The organism is Bacillus sp. 22483 (genome assembly GCF_052044605.1).
Taxonomy (GTDB): domain Bacteria; phylum Bacillota; class Bacilli; order Bacillales; family Bacillaceae; genus Bacillus; species Bacillus altitudinis.
Window position 1 is genome coordinate 20992 of sequence record NZ_JBQENU010000011.1, and the last position, 22418, is coordinate 43409.

Here is a 22418-nt window from a genome sequence, read left to right on the forward strand (position 1 = left end):
AGGCAACCTGCTTTACAATGCTCGCCTTGACGTTTATAGTCGAAAACAAACGAAGAGGCCGCAGCGATAAACTGCGGCTCTTTACCTGTAAAGAAGGTGTCAACAAATGAAAGCAGCATACATTCACATTCCATTTTGTGAGCACATTTGTCACTATTGTGATTTTAATAAATTTTTCATTAAAACCCAGCCGGTCGATGAATACTTAGCCGCTCTTGAAAAAGAAATGCAGCACACGATCGATCAAAAAGGGGAGCAAGAACTAAAGACGATCTTTATTGGCGGGGGAACCCCGACATCACTGACAACCACCCAGTTAGATCAGCTTATGGACAGCATTCACCGCGTATTAAAACCAACCAAAAACTTAATCGAGTTTGCAGTAGAAGCAAACCCAGACGAACTATCGCTTGAGAAATTGAATGTCTTAAAATCAGCAGGCGTTAATCGGCTGAGCTTTGGTGTTCAAACATTTGAAGATGACCTGCTCAAAAAAATCGGACGGGTTCATCAAAAGAAAGATGTTCTCACGTCTTTCGAGCGAGCAAGAGCAGTTGGGTTTGACAACATTAGTCTTGATCTGATGTTTGGTTTGCCTCATCAAGAGAAGCATCATGTCATGCATTCACTAGAGACCGCTTTTTCATTAGGTGCAGAACATTATTCGGTTTATTCGCTGATTGTCGAGCCGAAGACGGTTTTTTACAATTTAATGCAAAAAGGGAAACTGCATTTACCACCGCAAGAACGTGAGGCTGAAATGTATGAGCTCGTCATGGATGAAATGGAGCGGAACGGACTCAGACAATATGAGATTAGCAATTACGCCAAACCAGGTTTTGAAAGCCAACATAACCTCACCTATTGGAGCAACGAAGATTACTTTGGTTTTGGCGCAGGAGCGCACGGGTATGTAGATGGCGTCCGTAATGTGAACGCTGGACCAGTGAAGCATTACTTAGAGCTCATTGAACAAACAGGGTTTCCATATAAGGAAACGCATCAGGTGACAAAAGCAGAACAGATTGAAGAAGAAATGTTCTTAGGTTTGCGGAAAATTGAAGGCGTGAAAAGTGCTCACTTTCAAGCGAAATTTGGAGCATCACCAGAAGCACTCTTTCCCGCCGTTCTTGAAGAATTAGCAGAAAAAGGTCTCATTGAACAGGATGAGATTGGCATTCGTTTAACAAGAAAAGGAAAATTGTTAGGAAATGAAGTATTTCAAGCGTTTCTCGGTGAGTTATAATTGACATTTTAATTTGAGTTTGGTAATTTTGTTTATACAATTAGCACTCGTTGAAAGAGAGTGCTAACAGGGGTGATGATGATGTTAACAAATCGTCAGCTTTTGATTCTACAAGTCATTATTAATGACTTTATTCGTTCGGCGCAGCCAGTTGGATCAAGGACTCTTTCCAAAAAAGAAGACATTACATTCAGCTCTGCGACGATTAGAAACGAAATGGCTGATTTGGAGGAACTCGGTTTTATTGAAAAGACCCATTCTTCATCAGGAAGAATTCCTTCCGAAAAAGGATATCGTTATTATGTAGATCATTTGCTCTCTCCGCGAAAACTGTCATCTAAAGAGCTTGTGCTCATCCAGTCAGTATTTCAGGAGAAAATTTTTGAGCTGGAAAAAACAGTTCAAAAATCGGCGGAAATTTTATCAGATCTCACAAACTACACATCGATTGTCCTTGGTCCAAAGCTAAGTGAAAATCGATTGAAGCAAATTCAGCTTGTTCCTGTCCAGCCTAATAAAGCAGTAGCGATTATGATTACAGACAGCGGGCATGTTGAAAACAAAACCATCACCTTCTCTGAGCATCTTGATGTCTCCGATATTGAGAAGCTGATGAATATTTTAAACAGCCGCTTAGCCGGAGTCCCGATGGATCAGCTGAAGGACAGGATGTATAAAGAAGTAGTGATGCTCCTTCGCACGCATTTAAAAGACTATGATCATATTTTAGATGCGCTTGGTAACACATTCACTTCAACACAAAATGAATCAAAACTTTTCTTTGGCGGGAAGATTAATATGTTGAACCAGCCAGAGTTTCATGACATTGACCGCATTCGTTCACTCATGATGCTGATTGAACAAAAGAATGATGTCATGCAGCTGTTTCATCCAAATCAGCAAGGAATCACCATTAAAATCGGTTCAGAAAACAATTTGGAAGCAATGGAGAACTGCAGTTTAATCACAGCAACTTATGCGATTGATCAAAAATCACTCGGCTCCATCGCTGTCATTGGTCCAACCCGTATGGATTACGGGCGAGTCGTTAGTCTTTTGCATCATGTATCAAAAGACTTGTCAAACGCACTTTCCAATTTGTATGATGAGTAGGGTGATAAAAGATGGGGGCACAGCCCCTTCGTATAATTGAATCTTTTGAGGGAGGTGAACACAATGTCAGAAGAAAAACAGCCACCTGAGCAAGCAGCAGAGGTTGAAGCACAAGAAGAAGCAGTTCAAGCAGAAACTGAGGAAGTAAAGCACGATGAACAGTCTGCCTTCCAAGAGAAGATTGATGAATTGCAGCAGCTTCTAGATGAAAAAGAAAACAAAATTCTGCGTGTTCAAGCAGATTTTGAAAACTATAAACGCCGTGCTCGAACTGAAGTGGAGACCGTGCAAAAATATCGTTCTCAACATGTTGTCAGCGACCTTCTCCCAGCTCTCGACAACTTTGAAAGAGCGCTTGGAATCGATCCAGACAATGAGCAGACGAAAAGTTTGTTAGAAGGTATGCAAATGGTTTACCGCCAGCTGGTAGAAGCGTTGAAAAATGAAGGCGTTGAACCAATTGAAGCTGTCGGCAAAGAGTTCGATCCAAACCTTCATCAAGCCGTCATGCAAGTTGAAGATGAAAACTACGATTCAAACATCGTTGTAGAAGAATTGCAAAAGGGCTATAAACTCAAAGACCGAGTTATTCGTCCATCAATGGTAAAAGTAAATCAATAACTACATAATGGGAGGTCATCGAATATGAGTAAAATCATTGGTATTGACTTAGGAACAACAAACTCATGCGTTGCAGTACTCGAAGGCGGCGAGCCAAAAGTTATTGCAAACGCTGAAGGAGCACGTACAACACCATCTGTTGTCGCTTTTAAAAATGGAGAGCGCCAAGTAGGTGAAGTAGCGAAGCGTCAATCAATTACAAACCCGAACACCATCATGTCTGTTAAAAGACATATGGGTACAGATTATAAAGTAGAAGTTGAAGGCAAGAACTACACGCCGCAGGAAATCTCTGCAATTATTCTTCAACACCTTAAATCTTACGCTGAAGCTTATCTTGGCGAAGAAGTAACAAAAGCGGTTATTACAGTTCCTGCTTACTTCAACGATGCAGAGCGCCAAGCAACAAAAGATGCTGGTAAAATTGCTGGTCTTGAAGTAGAACGTATCATCAACGAACCAACAGCAGCTGCACTTGCTTATGGTTTAGATAAAACAGATGAAGATCAAACGATCCTTGTATATGACCTTGGCGGCGGTACATTTGACGTATCAGTCCTTGAGCTTGGAGACGGCGTCTTTGAAGTACGCTCAACTGCTGGGGACAACCGTCTAGGTGGAGACGATTTTGACCAAGTCATCATCGATCATCTAGTGGCTGAATTCAAAAAAGAAAACGGCATTGATCTTTCAAAAGATAAAATGGCGCTTCAGCGTTTAAAAGATGCTGCTGAAAAAGCGAAAAAAGATCTTTCTGGTGTATCTTCTACACAAATCTCACTGCCATTTATCACAGCTGGAGATGCAGGTCCTCTTCACCTAGAATTAACGCTAACGCGTGCTAAATTCGAAGAGCTTTCTGCAGACCTTGTAGAGCGTACAATGACACCTGTACGTCAATCACTGAAAGATGCTGGTCTATCTGCTAGCGAGATTGATAAAGTTATCCTTGTTGGTGGATCAACTCGTATTCCTGCAGTACAAGAAGCAATCAAAAAAGAAACAGGTAAAGAGCCTCATAAAGGCGTAAACCCTGATGAAGTGGTTGCACTTGGTGCGGCAATTCAAGGTGGAGTTATCACAGGAGATGTCAAAGACGTTGTTCTTCTTGACGTCACACCACTTTCTTTAGGAATTGAAACAATGGGCGGCGTATTCACAAAGCTGATTGAACGTAATACAACCATTCCAACAAGTAAATCTCAAGTATTCTCAACGGCTGCTGACAACCAAACTGCTGTAGACATTCACGTCTTACAAGGTGAGCGTCCAATGGCAGCAGACAACAAAACATTAGGTCGTTTCCAATTGACTGATATCCCGCCAGCACCACGCGGCGTACCACAAATCGAAGTATCTTTTGATATCGATAAAAACGGTATTGTCAACGTACGTGCGAAAGATATGGGTACAGGCAAAGAGCAAAACATCACAATCAAATCTTCTTCAGGTCTTTCTGATGATGAGATCGAAAAAATGGTCAAAGAAGCAGAAGAAAATGCTGAAGCAGATGCAAAGAAAAAAGAAGAAATCGAAGTGCGCAATGAAGCAGATCAATTAGTGTTTACAACAGAAAAAACATTAAAAGATCTTGAAGGCAAAATCGATGAAGAGCAAGTGAAAAAAGCGAATGATGCAAAAGATGCGCTAAAAGCTGCGATCGAAAAAGGCGAGCTTGAAGACATCAAAGCGAAAAAAGATGAGCTACAAACAATCGTTCAAGAATTAACGACAAAGCTCTATGAAGAAGCTGCAAAACAAGCACAAGCTCAGCAAGAAGGCGCTGAAGGTGCTCAAAAAGCAGATGACAATGTAGTGGATGCAGAATACGAAGAAGTAAACGACGATCAAGAGAAAAAATAATCACCTTTACTTTTGAAAAAGACTGCTGAAACGTACTCGTCAGAAAGTCAAAGTCAGGATCTCTTGGCTTTGACTTTTTTCTTTTCAACGATGAAAAGGAATTGAAAAAGATCAATTTAAAATGATACAATCGTATTTATGTGAGAAAATCGGGAGTGTGAAGAGATGAGTAAGCGTGATTACTATGAAGTGCTTGGCGTGAGTAAGAGCGCCTCAAAGGACGAAATCAAAAAGGCATACCGCAAGCTTTCAAAAAAGTATCACCCTGATATTAATAAAGAAGCTGGCTCAGATGATAAATTCAAAGAAGTAAAAGAAGCCTATGAAACCCTTTCTGACGATCAAAAACGTTCACATTATGACCAGTTCGGTCACACCGATCCAAACCAAGGATTTGGTGGCGGCGGATTTGGCGGTGGAGGAGACTTTGGCGGCTTCGGCGGCTTTGATGACATCTTCTCTAGTATTTTTGGCGGCGGAGCCAGAAGAAGAGATCCAAATGCACCGCGTCAAGGAGCGGACCTTCAATATACAATGACCCTTTCATTTGAAGAAGCAGCATTTGGGAAAGAAGCAACGATCGAGATTCCCCGCGAGGAATCATGTGAAACGTGTCATGGATCAGGTGCAAAACCTGGAACACAGGCGAAGACATGCTCACATTGCGGCGGATCAGGTCAACTAAATGTCGAGCAATCCACACCATTTGGTAAAGTAGTCAACCGCAGAGTATGTAACTACTGTAGCGGAACTGGTAAACAAATTGAACATAAGTGTTCAACATGTGGTGGATCTGGTAAAGTGCGTAAGCGCAAGAAAATCAATGTGACGATCCCAGCAGGTGTGGACGATGGTCAGCAGCTTAGAGTATCTGGTCAAGGTGAACCAGGTGTAAATGGAGGACCTCCAGGCGATCTATTTGTTGTTTTCCATGTGAGGGCGCATGAATTCTTCGAACGAGATGGAGATGACATCTACTGCGAAATGCCCCTTACCTTTGCGCAGGCTGCACTAGGTGATGAAATTGAAGTGCCGACATTACATGGGAAAGTCAAATTAAAAGTTCCTGCGGGCACACAAACGGGTACGAAGTTTAGACTCAAAGGAAAAGGTGTAAAAAATGTACGCGGTTATGGTCAAGGCGATCAGCATATCGTTGTACGCGTCGTAACACCGACGAATTTAACTGAAAATCAAAAAGATATCATTAGAAAATTTGCTGAAGTGAGCGGAAATAAACCGGACGAACAAGAAATGAGCTTTTTCGATAAGGTGAAACGCGCATTTAAAGGCGAGTAAGACGGATAAGGAGTTGGTAGTATTGAAGTGGTCAGAAATTAGCGTCCATACAACAAATGAAGCGGTGGAACCGATCACCAATATTTTGCATGAAGCAGGTGCAAGTGGTGTCGTGATTGAGGACCCGCTTGATTTAGTCAAGGAACGTGAAAATGTATACGGTGAGATCTACCAGCTCGATCCGAATGATTATCCTGAGGAAGGGGTTATCGTCAAAGCCTACCTTCCGATGAATAGCTTTTTGATGGAAACGGTAGATGAGATCAAAGAAGCCATCAACAATCTTCTTCTATATGATATTGACCTTGGACGAAATACACTGTCAATTTGTGAAGTAAACGAAGAAGAATGGGCGACTGCATGGAAGAAATACTATCATCCTGTGAAAATCTCTGAGAAATTTACCATCGTCCCAACATGGGAAGAGTACACACCCGTTCATTCTGATGAATTGATCATCGAAATGGACCCTGGAATGGCATTTGGAACCGGTACACATCCAACAACGGTTCTTTGCATTCAGGTGCTTGAGCGCTATGTGAAGGAAAACGACACGGTGATTGACGTTGGAACAGGATCTGGCATTTTAAGTGTTGCCGCTGCAATGCTCGGTGCAAAAGACATTCATGCATTTGATCTCGACACCGTTGCAGTGGAAAGTGCAAAGCAGAACATCGAATTAAATGGTGTGAGCGAGCAAGTAACGGTAAAACAAAATAATTTACTTGATGGGATTTCAGGTGAACGCGATGTGATTGTGGCCAACATCCTTGCAGAGGTCATCATGCGCTTTACAGATCAAGCGTATGATCTATTGAAGAAAGATGGTTACTTTATTACATCAGGCATTATCGGACAAAAGAAATTACAAGTCAAAACTGCTTTAGAAGAAGCCGGTTTTGAGATTGTTGAAGTGCTGTCAATGGAAGATTGGGTCAGCATAATAGCGAAAAAATAAAGCGAGTAGGTGTCAGGACACGTATGCAACGATATTTTATCGACCTCACAAAAGAAGAAGTGACGGAAAAGGGAAACATCGTCATAAAGAATGAAGATGTTCATCACCTTGCAAACGTCATGCGGATGAAAGCAGGAGAGGACATCCTTTGCTTAACGACAGACGGCTTTGAAGCGCTCAGTAAAATTGATACAATAACAAAGGAAGAAGTGATTTGTCACTTGGAAGGCTGGACGAATCAGAATCGAGAACTTCCGATCAAGGTGACGATTGCAAGCGGTCTGCCAAAAGGGGATAAGCTTGAATGGATTATCCAAAAAGGTACCGAGCTTGGCGCAAGTGCTTTTATGCCGTTTCAAGCGGCTCGTTCGATTACAAAACTTGACCAAAAAAAGTCATTGAAAAAACGAGATCGCTGGGAAAAAATTGCGAAAGAAGCTGCCGAGCAGTCTTACCGGAATATCATTCCGCGCGTTCATCCAGTATCAACATTTAAAGAGCTGATTCAACTGGCCGGTGAATTCGATAAATGTGTCGTTGCATACGAAGAATCATCGAAAGAAGGCGAGCAAAGCCGGTTTCAAACGGTGCTCCAACAGATGAAGGGCGGACAAACCTTATTAGTGGTTTTTGGTCCAGAAGGCGGTTTAGCAGAAAAGGAGATTGAAGAACTTGAAGCGCATGGTGCAGTCATTTGCGGGCTTGGACCACGCATTTTAAGAACAGAAACAGCTCCTCTTTACGCGCTTTCTGCTATATCTTATCAAACAGAGTTATTAAGAGGTGAATCATGATGGGAACAGTAGCGTTCCATACACTTGGCTGTAAGGTCAATCACTACGAAACAGAAGCCATCTGGCAACTGTTTAAAGAAGCTGGCTATGAAAGAAAAGATTATGAATCAAAAGCAGACGTATATGTCATTAATACATGTACCGTCACCAATACAGGCGATAAAAAAAGCCGCCAAGTCATTAGAAGAGCCATTCGTCATAATCCGGATGGTGTCATTTGTGTAACAGGCTGTTACGCACAAACGTCTCCGGCAGAAATCATGGCGATTCCTGGTGTTGATATTGTGGTTGGCACACAAGACAGGCATAAACTGCTTGGTTATATTGAAGAATACAGAAGAGAAAGACAGCCGATCAACGGAGTTGGCAATATCATGAAAGCACGGGTCTTTGAAGAACTAGATGTTCCTGCGTTTACTGACAGAACACGTGCTTCATTAAAAATCCAAGAAGGCTGTAACAATTTCTGTACATTCTGCATTATCCCTTGGGCTCGCGGATTACTGCGTTCTCGCGATCCAGAAGAAGTCATCAATCAAGCGCAGCAGCTTGTCGATGCCGGCTACAAAGAAATTGTATTAACAGGTATTCATACAGGTGGATATGGTGAAGATTTAAAGGATTATAACTTTGCTAAGCTTCTGAAAGAATTAGATGAACGTGTGGCGGGATTAAAACGAATCCGCATTTCATCCATTGAAGCAAGTCAAATTACAGACGAAGTGATTGAAGTGCTCGATCAGTCAGATAAAATTGTGAGACACTTGCACATTCCGCTTCAATCTGGCTCTAATACTGTACTGAAAAGAATGCGCCGTAAATACACAATGGAATTCTTTGCAGAGCGTTTAACGAAGCTCAAAAAAGCATTGCCAGGTCTTGCTGTCACTTCAGATGTGATCGTTGGATTCCCTGGAGAAACAGAAGAAGAATTTATGGAAACATACAATTTTGTCAAAGACCATCAATTCTCTGAGCTCCATGTGTTCCCTTACAGCAAACGGACAGGTACCCCTGCTGCAAGAATGGAAGATCAAGTAGATGAGAATGTGAAAAACGAACGCGTTCACCGTCTAATCGCTCTTTCTGATCAGCTTGCGAAAGAATATGCATCGGCATATGAAGGCGATGTCTTAGAGATTATTCCAGAAGAATCCTTCAAAGAACAAGACGGAACGCACAATCTGTATGTAGGATATACTGATAACTACATGAAGGTCGTATTTGAAGGAACAGAAGACATGATCGGCCGTTTGGTAAAAGTGAAGATTACGAAAGCAGGTTATCCATATAACGAAGGACAATTCGTCCGTATAAGTGATGACGTGCAGACGGATCAAGTGAGAATGACTTCATAATAGATGAAAAACCGGCAGCCATTAGGCAAGCCGGTTTCTTTTATGTTGACCGATTCGGAAGAAGGAACAAAATCAAGGCGTGAAAAGGGCGGATGAACGGGAAAAAGAGGAGAGAACTTGCAACATTAAACAGCAGACTAAAGTGCGCAATCTGCTGGGCAGGAGAGCTTGCGAGAAGCGCAACAAACTCTGTGATAAAGGCGAGAAAAGGAAGACATAAAAGAACACCTAGAACATTAAACACAACGTGTGCATACGCGGTTTGGCGTGCTGCATAACCGCCAGAGATAGCAGCCATCACGGCAGTAATACATGTCCCGATATTGGACCCTAAAACAAAGCTGATGCCTTCTTTTAGAGCGACAGTCCCTTCATTCATAAATCCCATCAAAATACCGATACATACGGAGCTTGAATGAACAATCGCCGTGAGCACTGTACCAGAGAGAAGAGCTGTCCAATCGGAGTGCTGCATCATTTCAAGGAAATGCAGTGTCTCTGGCTGACTGGTCATCATACCTGCAATTTTTGAAAAACCTTGAATGCAAAAAAAGATCATGCCAAGCCCAAATAAACTTTTTCCTGCATATCGAAAAGACTTCCTGCCCAAAATGATACATAAAAGACCAGCTGCAATCAGAACCCACATAAACACGTCCATCTTAATGGCAATAAATTCTGTCGTAAATGTTGAGCCGATATTCGTTCCAAGAATCATGGGTATGGATTTTTTAAACGTGAGAATGCCTGTACTCACAAAGCCGATAACGATGACCATAAACGCCGAACTGCTTTGAAGAACCCCTGTAAACACAATACTGACCAAGAATGCTTTGACTGGATGATCTGTAAAGAGAAGAAGTGATTTCTCAATACGAGACGACGTGAGCGCCATTAATCCTTTCCTAAGCAAACCCATTGCCCATAAAAAAATGAAAATAAGTGCACAAAAATAAATGATCGCCATCATAGAAAAGTCCTCCTCTTACCAATGAATATATGGACTTGTCTACCTGCTCATGACGAAAATATATTTCCAAATCACTTAGTTGACCTCAACCTAGGCTTATATTATAATGTCTAGGTACATGTTTTGCATGTATATCTTTTTTTAATGCAGTCGATTGGTGTATTCGGAGGGAGGGAAAGAGAATGTCAAAAACGGTCGTTAGAAAAAACGAATCGCTTGAAGATGCTCTTCGTCGCTTTAAACGCAGTGTATCCAAAACTGGAACATTGCAAGAAGCAAGAAAGCGTGAATTTTATGAAAAGCCTAGCGTAAAGCGTAAGAAAAAGTCTGAAGCTGCTAGAAAACGTAAATTCTAAAGAGGGTGGATTTTATGAGTCTTCTTGAGCAATTAAATTCTGATATGAAGCTTTTTATGAAAAACCGAGAGAAAGACAAGCTTATTGTCATTCGTATGGTAAAGGCTTCACTGCAAAATGAAGCAATAAAGCTTAAGAAAGACAGTTTGACCGGAGATGAGGAACTAACCGTCCTTTCCCGCGAGATTAAGCAACGTAAAGACTCCCTCCATGAATTTTCGAAAGCTAATCGCTTAGATTTAGTAGATAAAGTTCAAAAAGAGATTGACATTTTAGACGTTTATTTACCTGAACAGCTTTCTGAAGAAGAACTGCAGGCGGTTGTGAAAGAAACAATCGCCGAAACCGGTGCTTCATCGAAAGCTGATATGGGTAAAGTGATGAGCGCTATTATGCCAAAAGTAAAAGGTAAAGCTGATGGTGCTGTGATTAACAGACTTGTCAGCGAGCAACTGTCTCAATAAAAAAGTATCCTTCTCATGTTAGAAGGGTACTTTTTTTATGCCTCCATAAACCTGTCATATAAAAATGAAACCTATGATACATTTGTAACGTATGTAAAGGAACGGTAAAATGAAAGAAAGAGAGGGGGGATCACCAAATAGATGAAAAAAATGAAAATTTCTATTGCTCTCTTCAGTTGTTTTATAATATGCTTGTTATTAGGGGTTCAATTGACCGCGAAATCAGCAGATCAGAAAGTTCATGTTATCCCAATTGAAGATACAGTAGAAAAAGGACTTTCTAAATTCATTGAACGATCATTTGAGCAGGCAAAGTCGGAACGGGCGAAGCACATCATTCTCGACATCAATACACCAGGTGGTGCAGTCGATGCGGCGCTTGAAATAGCCGATACCATTCGTGCATCCGATATCCCAGTGACAGCGTTTGTGAATCATAGAGCGCTTTCAGCCGGGGCATTCATTGCCTTAAATGCCGATCAAATTTATATGACCCCAAACGGAAAGATGGGGGCTGCTGCGATTATTGATGGTGAAGGCAACGCTGCCGATCAAAAATCTGAATCTCTATGGCTTGCTGAAATGAGTGACGCTGCTGAAAAGCAGGGGCGTGATCCAAAATATGCTCTTGCGATGGCAGATGTAGATATAGACGCAAAAGAAGCTGGTGCACCAAAAGGAGAATTGCTGACCTTTAACACAGATCGGGCGCTTCAGTTCGGTTATGCAGAAGGAGAAGCGAAAAATATGGATGACTTGCTTCAGAAGCTGAACTTAGCAGATGCCTCTGTTCAATACGATGAAGTGAGCTTTGCTGAAAAGGTTGCGCGTTTTCTCACGCATCCGATCGTCATTCCTATCCTTTTATCCATTGCGAGCTTAGGATTAATTGTTGAATTATATTCTCCCGGCTTTGGGGTCCCAGGCACCATGGGAGTCACAGCGCTTCTTCTATTCTTTTATGGTCATCTCGTGGCAGGTTTTGCAGGATATGAGACATTGTTCCTGTTTTTGGCAGGGATTGTGTTGATCATTCTGGAATTATTTTTGCCAGGGGGAATCGTGGGTGTCATTGGACTAATCTGTGTCGTTGTCAGCTTATTTTTAGCAGCTGGAAGCTTCACAGAAATGGCGATTTCCATCTTGATTGCCACTGCTGTTTCAATCATAGCAGTTATTTTATTGACAAAGGTGTTGGGGAAACGTATGAAATTTTTTAAAAAGTTCATTTTAACCGATTCAACCAATAAAGAAAGTGGTTATGTCTCAAATGAAACAAGAGATGATCTTGTAGGACAAATCGCAGTGACAGCAACAGCACTTCGTCCATCTGGTACGATTGTATTCGGAGACGAGCGCATTGATGTTGTGTCAGAAGGTGCTTTTATCGATAAGGATGTACAAGTAAAAATTGTGAAAGCGGAAGGCTCACGCATTGTCGTGAGGAAAGTATAGATATACTGATTTTATAGGAGGAATAAAATGGATCCATCTACTTTACTATTATTCGTGATTATCGCAGCAGGTTTGATCGTTCTATCGATCTTCTTCACCTTTGTACCGGTGATGCTGTGGATTTCTGCCCTAGCGGCTGGCGTAAGAGTGAGCATTTTTACACTAGTAGGAATGAGGCTTCGCCGAGTGATTCCAAACCGAGTGGTCAACCCGCTCATCAAAGCGCATAAAGCAGGTCTTGATGCGACGATTAACCAATTAGAAAGCCACTATCTTGCAGGTGGTAACGTAGACCGAGTTGTCAACGCACTGATCGCAGCTCAGCGTGCGAATATCGAATTGAACTTTGCTCGCTGTGCGGCAATCGACCTAGCAGGCCGTGACGTACTTGAAGCTGTCCAAATGAGTGTAAACCCTAAAGTCATTGAAACACCATTTATCTCAGGTGTTGCGATGGACGGGATTGAAGTAAAAGCAAAAGCACGTATTACAGTTCGTGCAAACATTGACAGGCTTGTCGGTGGTGCAGGGGAAGAAACAATCATTGCTCGTGTAGGTGAAGGGATTGTTTCGACAATCGGTTCATCAGATAATCATAAAAAGGTTCTTGAAAATCCTGATATGATTTCTCAAACGGTTCTTGGTAAAGGATTAGATTCAGGTACAGCATTTGAAATTCTCTCGATTGATATCGCAGATGTTGATATCGGTAAGAACATCGGGGCGATCCTGCAGACAGACCAAGCAGAAGCCGACAAAAACATTGCACAGGCGAAAGCAGAAGAACGCCGCGCAATGGCTGTTGCACAAGAACAAGAAATGCGTGCGAGAGTTGAAGAAATGCGCGCGAAAGTAGTAGAAGCAGAGGCTGAAGTACCACTTGCAATGGCCGAAGCACTACGTGAAGGTAATATCGGTGTCATGGACTACATGAACATTAAGAATATCGATGCTGATACGGATATGAGAGATTCATTTGGCAAAATGACAAAAGGTCCATCTGATAATGAAAACAAATAAGCATCCTCTCACGCTTTAAGGAGGGAGCCCATTGGACATTCTATTTGAAAATCCGCTATTAATCGCGATTATCATCGGTATCATTTCTGCGGTCTTTGGGAAAATCGGTAAACAAGAGGAGAACGAACAAAAGAACCAGCAAAACAAACCGGCTCCTCAGCGTAAACCAGTGCCGCAAAAGCAAACAAAACAAACAAGTCCAGATCCGGTCGTAACGGACCAGCTTGACGATTTTGGCGATGTACATGATCATGGCGGGATGAAGAAACAAGGTTCACAATCCTTACAGGATCGTTATACAGCTACACTTGCCGAAATGGAAGAAAGAAAAAGCGAGCTGAATAAAGAGTTTCAATCGCTTGAAAGAGAACTTACAAGGCCAAAGGCAGCATCTGCTGGAATGAAGCCGAAAATGATTGAGAAACTCAACCAAGATACGGTCGTTCAAGGGATGATCCTTGGTGAAGTATTTGGAGAGCCTCGTGCGAAAAAGCCACATCGAACGATGAAACGGCCATATAAAAGATAAAGAAGTAAGCCCCCTCATCCTTAAGGGGGCTTTTTTGTTGTGTATGGAGACTTTTTTTAGTCAAAATGATGAAACGGCTGTTTTACGGGATTCATTAGCATGATATGAACCGCTAAGGAATAGGATGATATAGAGGCTTTCTCATCAGTCTCACCATCTTTCAGTTTGATCTCATACACATGAGGTGGGAAGGGGTTCTTATTGAATGGGAAAAAGAAAAAATCGACTTAAAGCATGGCTGACAAGAACACTTGAAATCCCTCCGGACGTGATGATGGATCTTCCCCGTATTACGATGGTTGGCAGACTCCATATTTACATAGAGAACCATAAAGGGCTTTTACTTTTCAGTGATCAAGAGGTAAGGCTGATGCTCAAGCAAGGACAGTGCATTATTTCAGGAAAAGACTTTGTGATTAAAACGATTTTGCCAGAAGAGATCTTATTAGAGGGGAAAATCGATGAGGTCCGTTATATTGATTCTTAACTGACGGAGGGGAGAAACGTGAAAAACAAATGGTTTTCCTATTTTATTGGCAGAGTGGAAGTGGAGATAAGAGGAAGCGGTATTGAGCGGCTAATCAATGAGTGCACGAGACAGGGGATCACAATTTTTCAAGTGAGCCGCCGTCAAGACAGCGTGCGCTTATTTATTCGCCTCTCAGATGTACATGCCTTTAGAAAAGTGCGCAGACATCATGAGGTGAAATGTTCGTTTCATCAAAAGAAAGGGTTCCCGTTTCTTCTTCTATGGTCGAGAAGAAATATTGGATTCACCCTCGGAATGGCTTTTTTCCTAGTGACGATATTGGCTCTTTCAAATATGGTGTGGAAAATTGAGATTAAAGGTGCGAATCCAGAAACAGAACACCAAATGAGAAAGCATCTGGACGAAATAGGGGTGCAAAAAGGGCGTTTTCAGTTTCTCATGGGGACACCTGAAAAAATACAAAAGTCATTGACGACCAATATTCAGAGCATTACATGGGTCGGAGTTGAACTGAACGGAACGACGTTTCAAATGAAAGTGGTCGAAAAAAATGAACCTGAAAAGGAGAAATATACGAGTCCTCAGCACATCGTTGCCAAGAAAAAGGCGGTCATCACGAGAATGTATGTAGAAAAGGGGGAACCGCTTGCCCAGGTCGATGAGCATGTGAAAAAAGGGCAGATGCTCGTCTCAGGTTTAATTGGGAGTGAAGATCAGAAAAAAACGGTCGGAGCTAAAGCGAAAATCTATGGTGAAACATGGTACCGATCTGAAGTTTCTGTCCCTCTCCGAACATCTTTTGATGTCTTTACGGGTAAAATGAAGACAAAGCACAAGCTCTCCTTATTTGGAGGCTCCATCCCATTTTGGGGATTTTCCTTTAAAAAAGATGATTTTCAGCAGCCGAAAACAGAAACAGAAGTTCACCCGCTTCATTTTTTGAATATGCAATTGCCGTTCTCCTATGAAAAGGAAATCACACGAGAAAGTGAAAAAATAAATCGAGAATACACAAATAAAGAAGCGGTTCAAGCAGGGATTAAAATGGGTAAAAAAGAATTAGAAGAAAAGCTAGGTTCAACAGGTGAGGTGAAAAGTGAAAAAGTTTTGCACGAGACAACAGGGAATGGTAAAGTTAAGTTAATCATCCTTTACCAAGTAATAGAAGATATTGTTCAACCAACACCTATTGTTCAGGGAGACTAGAGAATGACAGAACATTTACTTGAGATTCAACAAAAATTGGATAGTCCAAACGAAGCCATTGCTTTATTTGGCAATCAAGATGCTTATCTGAAACTGATGGAAAACGAGCTGAATGTCTCCATTATCACACGTGGAGAGAAAGTGTATGTTTCTGGTCAGGAAGCATCAAGAGATACTGTGAGCCGTTTGATTACATCTCTCTTACATCTCATTCGTAAAGGAATTGAGATTTCTGAACGGGATGTTGTCTATGCCATTAAAATGGCGCAAAAAGACAAGCTCAATTATTTTGAAAATATGTATGAAGATGAAATTACGAAAAATGCCAAAGGAAAGTCGATCAGAGTCAAAACGATCGGCCAGCGTGAATATGCTGCGGCAATGAAAAAAGATGATCTGGTCTTTGGGATTGGACCTGCTGGTACAGGTAAAACGTATTTGGCAGTGGTCAACGCCGTACATGCCCTGAAAAATGGACATGTCAAACGGATTATCCTGACAAGGCCAGCTGTTGAAGCAGGAGAAAGTCTTGGCTTTTTGCCAGGAGATTTAAAAGAAAAAGTTGATCCTTATTTAAGACCGCTATATGATGCTTTGCACGATGTGCTTGGTAGTGATCATACGGAACGTTTAATTGAGCGCGGAGTGATTGAAATTGCCCCTCTTGCCTATATGAGAGGGCGGACGCTTGATGATGCATTTGTGATTTTAGATGAAGCGCAGAATACAACGCCAGCTCAAATGAAAATGTTTTTGACGAGACTAGGCTTTGGTTCTAAAATGGTCATTACAGGAGATATTACACAAATTGATCTGCCTAAAGGTATGCAGTCAGGTCTTGCGGCTGCAAAGGACATGCTTGCTGAGATCAAGGGTATCTCATTCATTGAATTAGATCAGACAGATGTGGTCAGACACCCGCTTGTGGCGAAGATCATTGGAGCATACGAAAAGCAAAAATGAACTGAGTGACCCGATCGCCTTAATCGGGTCATTTTGTTTCGATCGTGGTTTAAAGTAAAAAAGGAGGTACTTTCCTTGAGAAAGAATCAGAAAGGCAGTAAGCGCAAAAGGCTGCTGTCTAAAAAAGAACCTCAGAAAATGGAGCGCTCACGCTATTTAAACGTACTGCTATACGCTGGTTTAGCGGCCATCATGTTTGTGGTGCTCTTCTTCCATGTAAAGCCTGAATCGCTCGACCTAGATTTGTTTTCAGTGAGCGAACAGACCATCTATTCTCCGTCTACCGTTGATGACCAAGAAGCAACAGAAGAAAAGAAACAAGAAGCAACGGATCAAGTGGAAGACCAATATACACTCAAAAAAGCGTATTCTGATAATCGTGTTGACCTCATTTCATCCCTCTTTGAAGCCATTAAAGAAGAGAAGAAAGCAGCAGCTGATGACAAAGAGAACCCGCCAACAGATCAAGAGATGGTGAAGCATGTAAAAGAGAAACTCACGACGGATATGCAGGAAGCTGTTTCGGATCAATCGATTAAAGCACTGCTCCAAGCAAGCGACGAAAACCTTTCTTTTACAAAGGACTCCATCATCACAGTGGTCAATTCGCTCATGGGTAAAGAAATCACAGCTTCTAAGCTGCAAGATGAAAAGAAACAAGTGAAAGCAGAGCTTGAAAACAATTCGATTCCGTCAAAATATTTAAATGCAGCGAAAGAAATTGGTGAATTTGCGATTATTCCAAACTATGTATTTGACCCGGTGGCAACAGAGAAGAAAAGACAAGAAGCAGCTGATAATATCCAGCCGGTTCAAATCAAGCAAGGGCAAATTTTAGTGGAAGAAGGCGAGCTCATTGACCGTGAAGTGTATCGTAAATTAGAACTGACCGGTCTTTTAAACAGCTCCAATTTGTTTAAGCCTGTAAGCGGTCTTATCATCTTAATCGGTCTTTTCTTAGCGGCGATTGTCCACTCACTGGAATCGAGGAAAAAGTCGCTCGTCCATAAGAATAAATCGTTACTGCTGTACTCGCTTATTTTCACCATTATTTTAATCATCATGGAAGTATTCAGTCTCTTCCAGGAAACCAAATATACAACCATCGGCTACGTCGTGCCTGTGGCACTTGGCACGATGCTGATTAAGCTGCTGATCAATGAGCGGCTGGCGATCTTCTCCGGCCTTGTATTTGCCCTTTGCGGCAGTATGATGTTTAATCAAGGAGTAACAGGCGTCTTTAACTATGTCATCTGTGCTTATTATCTAATAAGCGGGATGGCGGGGATTTTATTTTTGAGAAAACATAATGCGAGATCAAAAATTTTGCAGGCGGGGCTTTGGGTAGCTTTGGTGAATGTACTTGTTGTGCTGTCCATTACGCTGATTCAAAATTCTTCTCCATCAGGGCTTGAAATAGGTGTGAACCTCATCATGGCGATTGTGTCAGGGTTTGCATCGGCTATTTTGGTTATTGGGTTAATGCCAGTCTTTGAGAGCATGTTTGGCATTCTTTCGACCATGAAGCTTATTGAATTATCGAACCCGAATCATCCGCTGCTGAAAAAGATCTTAACAGAGACGCCAGGTACATATCATCATAGTGTCATGGTGGCGAATTTAGCGGATGCTGCATGTGAAGCAGTCGGTGCAAATGGATTGTTAGCAAGGGTTGGAGCTTATTATCATGACATTGGAAAAACGAAAAGACCCCAATACTTTATTGAAAATCAAATGAACATTGATAATCCGCACGACAAGCTTTCTCCTCAGCTGAGCAAAAATATTATTATTGCCCATACGACAGATGGTGCTGAAATGCTGAGAGAAAAGAAGTTTCCAGAGGAACTTGTGGACATTGCAGAACAGCATCACGGAAAGTCCCTGCTGAAGTTCTTTTACTATAAGGCAAAAGAACGGGATGATCAGGTGACAGAAGAAGAATTTCGTTATCCTGGTCCAAAACCGCAATCGAAAGAAGCGGCCATTATTTCTGTAGCTGACAGCGTGGAAGCGGCGGTTCGTTCGATGCATAATCCAAACCCTGAGCGGATTGAAAAGCTTGTCAAAGGCATTATTTCAGATAAGATGCAGGATGGGCAATTTAGTGAATGTGATCTGACATTTAAAGAATTAAATATTATTAGTCAAACAATTTGTACAACATTAAAGGGGATTTTCCATTCTCGGATTGAATATCCAGATGCCCCGAAGCAGAAGGTGAAGTAAATGACATTGTTAATCGATTTAATAGATGAAACAGGACAAGTATCGAAAGAGCAGCTTGAAGAAGTGGAAAAGCTTCTTCAATTTGCTGCGGATGCTCTTGAAGTAAAAGATCAAGCAGAAGTATCAGTATCGATCGTTTCAAATGAAGAAATTCATCAAATTAATAAAGAATACCGAGGAAAAGATGCACCAACAGATGTAATTTCATTTGCACTTGAGGAAGAAGGCGAAGGGGAAATTGAAATCATTGGAGCTGATGACATTCCGCCTGTACTTGGTGACATTATCATTAGTGTTGATCGTACGAAAGAGCAAGCAGAGGAATATGGACATTCCTTCATGAGAGAGCTAGGATTTTTAACGATTCATGGTTTTCTTCATTTGCTTGGTTATGATCATATGACAGAAGAAGATGAAAAAGAAATGTTCGCCAAACAGACAAAAATCTTGGATGATTATGGCCTTTCTAGATCATCGTAAGAAACGAACGCCGCTTGTCCGTTTTTTTCGGAGTTTTTATTATGCATTTAGAGGAATATGGCGAACTTTCTTGAATGAACGGAATTTTCGGTTTCACACAGTCGCAGCCATCATCGTGGTGATTTGCGGCTTTTGGTTTCACATTCATCCGGTTGAATGGATGATCATTCTGCTTTTATGTGGCGGGATGTTTGCGTTAGAACTTGTGAATACAGCGATTGAACATACAGTAGATCTTTTCACAGAAGAGAAGCATCCTCTTGCTGAGAGAGCGAAGGACGCGGCAGCAGGCGCTGTTTGCGTTTACGCCGCCATTTCGGTTATGATTGGGTTGATGATCTTCTTACCGAAGATCATGCAATAGAACAATATTACTATTTATTAACATTTTTAGAAATGGGCGTGAAAATGTCACGTGAATTATGTAAAATATAAATGTGACAGTGGTACCATTTCTTCTGAAAGTGGGAACTAGAATGAACAAACAAGAGTTGATTTCAGAAGCAGTCAAAGCAAGAGATTTTGCATATGTACCCTATTCTAAATTCAAAGTCGGTGCAGCATTATTATCGCATGACGGAAAAGTGTATGGCGGCTGCAATATTGAAAATGCAGCATATGGTATGTGTAATTGTGCGGAAAGAACAGCACTTTTTAAAGCTTACTCAGAGGGCATCACATCTTTTCAAATGCTTGCAGTAGTGGCTGATACAGATCGGCCTGTTTCACCATGCGGCGCATGCAGACAGGTCATTTCAGAGCTATGTGCACCTGATATGCCAGTGATTCTAACGAACTTAAAAGGACATATATACGAAACGACAGTAAACGAACTATTGCCAGGCGCATTTTCACCGGAGGATTTAAATGATTAACGAAAGCTTCAAATCAGGATTTGTATCAATTATTGGAAGACCAAATGTAGGGAAATCGACCTTTCTTAATCGTGTGATTGGACAAAAGATTGCGATTATGAGTGATAAGCCCCAAACGACTCGAAACAAAGTGCAAGGTGTTCTGACAACGAACACGTCACAAACGATTTTTATCGATACACCAGGAATTCATAAACCGAAGCACAAACTTGGCGATTTTATGATGAAGGTGGCTCAAAATACACTCAAGGAAGTCGACCTGATCTTGTTTATGATCAACGCACAGGAAGGCTATGGCAAAGGTGATGAATTCATCATTGAACGACTAAAGCAAACATCGACACCGGTGTTCCTTGTCGTCAATAAAATTGACCAAATTCATCCGGATGAACTGTTCCTTTTAATTGATGAATACCGCACACGTTACCCATTTAAGGAAATTGTGCCAATTTCAGCACTTGAAGGCAACAACATTGATACGCTTCTTCAGCAAATTGAAGGTTATCTTCCAGAAGGCCCTCAATTTTATCCGGCAGATCAAGTAACAGATCACCCAGAGCGATTTATTATTTCTGAATTAATTCGTGAAAAAGTGCTGCATTTAACGAGAGAAGAGATCCCTCACAGTATTGCGGTTGCGATTGAATCGATCAAGCCAGATGAAAACGGCAAGATTCATGTTGCAGCGACCATCGTCGTAGAACGTGATTCACAAAAAGGGATTGTGATTGGTAAGCGCGGCAGCTTATTAAAAGAAGTGGGACAAAAAGCGCGCAGAGACATTGAAGCACTTTTAGGCTCAAAGGTGTATTTAGAGCTTTGGGTAAAAGTGCAGAAGGACTGGCGTAATAAATCCACACATCTTCGTGATTTCGGATTTAGAGAAGACGAATATTAAAAACCTATACAGTTGTTAGTAGATCTGACAATGGTGCGGTTCGATTAGTAAAAATTGTTTATCATGAAATGGAGGTAGCCTGGTCAAGATAAAATTAATATGTTGGATGTAGCGTTGCTGCTTCTAATAAAGAAAGGTGGGGTTTTTATGTTGAATTTTACATGGAACGTATTTTCACAAACAGGAAGCGTTGACACGTATCTGCTTTTCAAAGAGTTAGAAAAGGAGAACCTGGAAAGACCCGATGTACTTGAAGAAGAAATAGCACGACTTGATTTTCCAATCTTATAATTCTTGACCCCCTCCAATGCTCGGAGTGTAGACAAATGCTCATTAAAAGTGAAGGAATCGTCCTTAGAACAACAGATTATGGCGAAACAAACAAAATTGTCACGCTGCTCACTAGAGAACATGGGAAAATTGGTGTGATGGCAAGAGGCGCTAAGAAATCGAACAGCCGCCTGTCAGCCATAAGCCAGCCGTTTTTATACGGAACCTTCCTGATCCAATCATCAACAGGACTTGGAACGCTCCAGCAAGGTGAAATGATGGAAAGCATGCGGACCATTCGGGAAGATTTATTTCTGACCGCATATGCCGCATATATGACAGAATTACTTGATAAAGGAACAGAAGAAAAGAAGCCAAACCCTTACTTGTTTGAACTTCTTCTTCAATCTTTACGCCATCTCAATGAAGGCACAGATGCTGATATTATTTTATTTATCGTAGAGGTTAAAATGCTGTCAGTGATGGGGTTGAAGCCTGAACTGGACCAATGTGTACACTGCGGTCAAAAAGAAGGGCAGTTCCATTTCTCAATTAGAGATAACGGATTCATCTGTAAGCGATGCTTTTCTAAAGATCCATATAAACTGCCCTTATCCCCAGCAGCAGCAAGACTGCTCCGTTTGTTTCATTATTTTGATTTATCAAGGCTTGGTCAGGTTGACGTGAAACCACAAACGAAACAAGAAATTCGTCAAGTGCTCGATCATTATTATGAAGAGTATTCAGGTCTTTATTTAAAATCAAAAAAATTCATGAATCAAATGGAATCCATGAAAAAGCTAATGGACGGTGAAAACAAAAGTTGACATCTCTCATGACTTTTTGTAAGATCATCTAAGATCAAATATGTTGCATTGACAGAAAGAAGTACTTACGTATCAGCCATAAAAGCGACCTTAGGGCGGTGTGAGCTAAGGATGGACACGTAACGAAAGGCATT

General features: G+C 41.5%; 24 protein-coding genes. 23 read left to right on the plus strand and 1 reads right to left on the minus strand.

The features are described 5' to 3' along the window. The first annotated feature begins 106 nt into the window (after positions 1-106). From hemW to mtaB, 8 genes are all read left to right on the plus strand, one after another. Entirely contained in the window at positions 107-1246 is a 1140-nt protein-coding gene (gene hemW, locus ACTJJQ_RS15115; RefSeq protein ID WP_440600350.1) for a radical SAM family heme chaperone HemW, read from the plus strand. 81 nt (positions 1247-1327) lie between these two features. Continuing rightward, positions 1328-2359, plus strand: coding sequence for a heat-inducible transcriptional repressor HrcA (hrcA, locus tag ACTJJQ_RS15120; protein ID WP_008342473.1), 1032 nt, complete (start codon positions 1328-1330; stop codon positions 2357-2359). A gap of 63 nt (positions 2360-2422) precedes the next feature. Then, a complete protein-coding gene (gene grpE, locus ACTJJQ_RS15125) occupies positions 2423-2980 on the plus strand; it encodes a nucleotide exchange factor GrpE (RefSeq protein ID WP_440600351.1) in 558 nt (185 codons plus the stop codon). A gap of 24 nt (positions 2981-3004) precedes the next feature. Beyond that, entirely contained in the window at positions 3005-4843 is a 1839-nt protein-coding gene (dnaK, locus tag ACTJJQ_RS15130) for a molecular chaperone DnaK (protein WP_008342469.1), read from the plus strand. Positions 4844-5008: 165 nt separating this feature from the next. Then, entirely contained in the window at positions 5009-6142 is a 1134-nt protein-coding gene (gene dnaJ, locus ACTJJQ_RS15135) for a molecular chaperone DnaJ (protein WP_008342467.1), read from the plus strand. A 22-nt stretch (positions 6143-6164) separates the two neighbouring features. After that, positions 6165-7100, plus strand: coding sequence for a 50S ribosomal protein L11 methyltransferase (gene prmA / locus ACTJJQ_RS15140; protein ID WP_440600352.1), 936 nt, complete (start codon positions 6165-6167; stop codon positions 7098-7100). 23 nt (positions 7101-7123) lie between these two features. Continuing rightward, positions 7124-7894, plus strand: a complete 771-nt coding sequence (locus ACTJJQ_RS15145) for a 16S rRNA (uracil(1498)-N(3))-methyltransferase (protein ID WP_440600353.1) — start codon at positions 7124-7126, stop codon at positions 7892-7894. Next, a complete protein-coding gene (gene mtaB / locus ACTJJQ_RS15150; protein WP_017367626.1) occupies positions 7894-9252 on the plus strand; it encodes a tRNA (N(6)-L-threonylcarbamoyladenosine(37)-C(2))-methylthiotransferase MtaB in 1359 nt (452 codons plus the stop codon). Before ACTJJQ_RS15145 ends, mtaB begins: the two co-directional genes overlap by 1 nt. Positions 9253-9292: 40 nt before the next feature. On the opposite strand, the gene ACTJJQ_RS15155 is transcribed toward mtaB, so the two are convergent. Next, a complete protein-coding gene (locus ACTJJQ_RS15155; protein ID WP_116307164.1) occupies positions 9293-10222 on the minus strand; it encodes a Na/Pi symporter in 930 nt (309 codons plus the stop codon). A 182-nt stretch (positions 10223-10404) separates the two neighbouring features. On the opposite strand from ACTJJQ_RS15155, the gene rpsU reads away from it, so the two are divergent. The 15 genes from rpsU (at position 10405) to recO (ending at position 22284) form a co-directional block, all read left to right on the plus strand. Then, positions 10405-10578 carry a 30S ribosomal protein S21 gene (gene rpsU, locus ACTJJQ_RS15160; protein WP_003152957.1) on the plus strand — a complete coding sequence of 58 codons (174 nt, stop codon included), beginning with the start codon at positions 10405-10407 and terminating at the stop codon, positions 10576-10578. A 14-nt stretch (positions 10579-10592) separates the two neighbouring features. After that, positions 10593-11042, plus strand: a complete 450-nt coding sequence (locus ACTJJQ_RS15165) for a GatB/YqeY domain-containing protein (protein ID WP_007501319.1) — start codon at positions 10593-10595, stop codon at positions 11040-11042. Positions 11043-11183: 141 nt separating this feature from the next. Further along, a complete protein-coding gene (locus ACTJJQ_RS15170; RefSeq protein ID WP_079919484.1) occupies positions 11184-12497 on the plus strand; it encodes an NfeD family protein in 1314 nt (437 codons plus the stop codon). A gap of 27 nt (positions 12498-12524) precedes the next feature. After that, positions 12525-13517 (plus strand): flotillin-like protein FloA, encoded by a 993-nt coding sequence (gene floA / locus ACTJJQ_RS15175; protein WP_007501317.1) that lies wholly within the window; start codon positions 12525-12527, stop codon positions 13515-13517. 31 nt (positions 13518-13548) lie between these two features. After that, positions 13549-14046, plus strand: coding sequence for a hypothetical protein (locus ACTJJQ_RS15180; protein ID WP_024718815.1), 498 nt, complete (start codon positions 13549-13551; stop codon positions 14044-14046). Between the two features lie 205 nt (positions 14047-14251). Further along, on the plus strand, positions 14252-14533 hold the full coding sequence (gene yqfC, locus ACTJJQ_RS15185; RefSeq protein ID WP_012010618.1) for a sporulation protein YqfC: 282 nt from the start codon (positions 14252-14254) through the stop codon (positions 14531-14533). Positions 14534-14551: 18 nt separating this feature from the next. Further along, entirely contained in the window at positions 14552-15742 is a 1191-nt protein-coding gene (gene yqfD / locus ACTJJQ_RS15190) for a sporulation protein YqfD (RefSeq protein ID WP_242730677.1), read from the plus strand. Between the two features lie 3 nt (positions 15743-15745). Continuing rightward, the gene (locus tag ACTJJQ_RS15195; protein ID WP_008342419.1) at positions 15746-16705 is read left to right on the plus strand and encodes a PhoH family protein; all 960 of its coding nucleotides are present in this window, start codon (positions 15746-15748) and stop codon (positions 16703-16705) included. Between the two features lie 114 nt (positions 16706-16819). Then, positions 16820-18934: an HD family phosphohydrolase gene (locus ACTJJQ_RS15200; protein WP_423232571.1), complete on the plus strand. Its 2115-nt coding sequence runs from the start codon at positions 16820-16822 to the stop codon at positions 18932-18934. After that, complete coding sequence (ybeY, locus tag ACTJJQ_RS15205; protein WP_007501310.1) at positions 18935-19414, plus strand: rRNA maturation RNase YbeY; 480 nt, start codon at positions 18935-18937, stop codon at positions 19412-19414. Then, entirely contained in the window at positions 19392-19778 is a 387-nt protein-coding gene (locus ACTJJQ_RS15210) for a diacylglycerol kinase family protein (protein ID WP_242730675.1), read from the plus strand. The genes ybeY and ACTJJQ_RS15210 overlap by 23 nt, the downstream gene beginning before the upstream one ends. 112 nt (positions 19779-19890) lie before the next feature. Next, positions 19891-20289, plus strand: coding sequence for a cytidine deaminase (locus ACTJJQ_RS15215; protein ID WP_008342410.1), 399 nt, complete (start codon positions 19891-19893; stop codon positions 20287-20289). Beyond that, the gene (gene era / locus ACTJJQ_RS15220; RefSeq protein WP_440600354.1) at positions 20282-21187 is read left to right on the plus strand and encodes a GTPase Era; all 906 of its coding nucleotides are present in this window, start codon (positions 20282-20284) and stop codon (positions 21185-21187) included. Before ACTJJQ_RS15215 ends, era begins: the two co-directional genes overlap by 8 nt. A 147-nt stretch (positions 21188-21334) precedes the next feature. Continuing rightward, positions 21335-21478, plus strand: coding sequence for a YqzL family protein (locus ACTJJQ_RS15225; protein WP_008342408.1), 144 nt, complete (start codon positions 21335-21337; stop codon positions 21476-21478). 35 nt (positions 21479-21513) lie between these two features. Then, positions 21514-22284, plus strand: a complete 771-nt coding sequence (gene recO / locus ACTJJQ_RS15230; protein WP_366968157.1) for a DNA repair protein RecO — start codon at positions 21514-21516, stop codon at positions 22282-22284. The last annotated feature ends 134 nt before the right edge of the window (positions 22285-22418 follow it).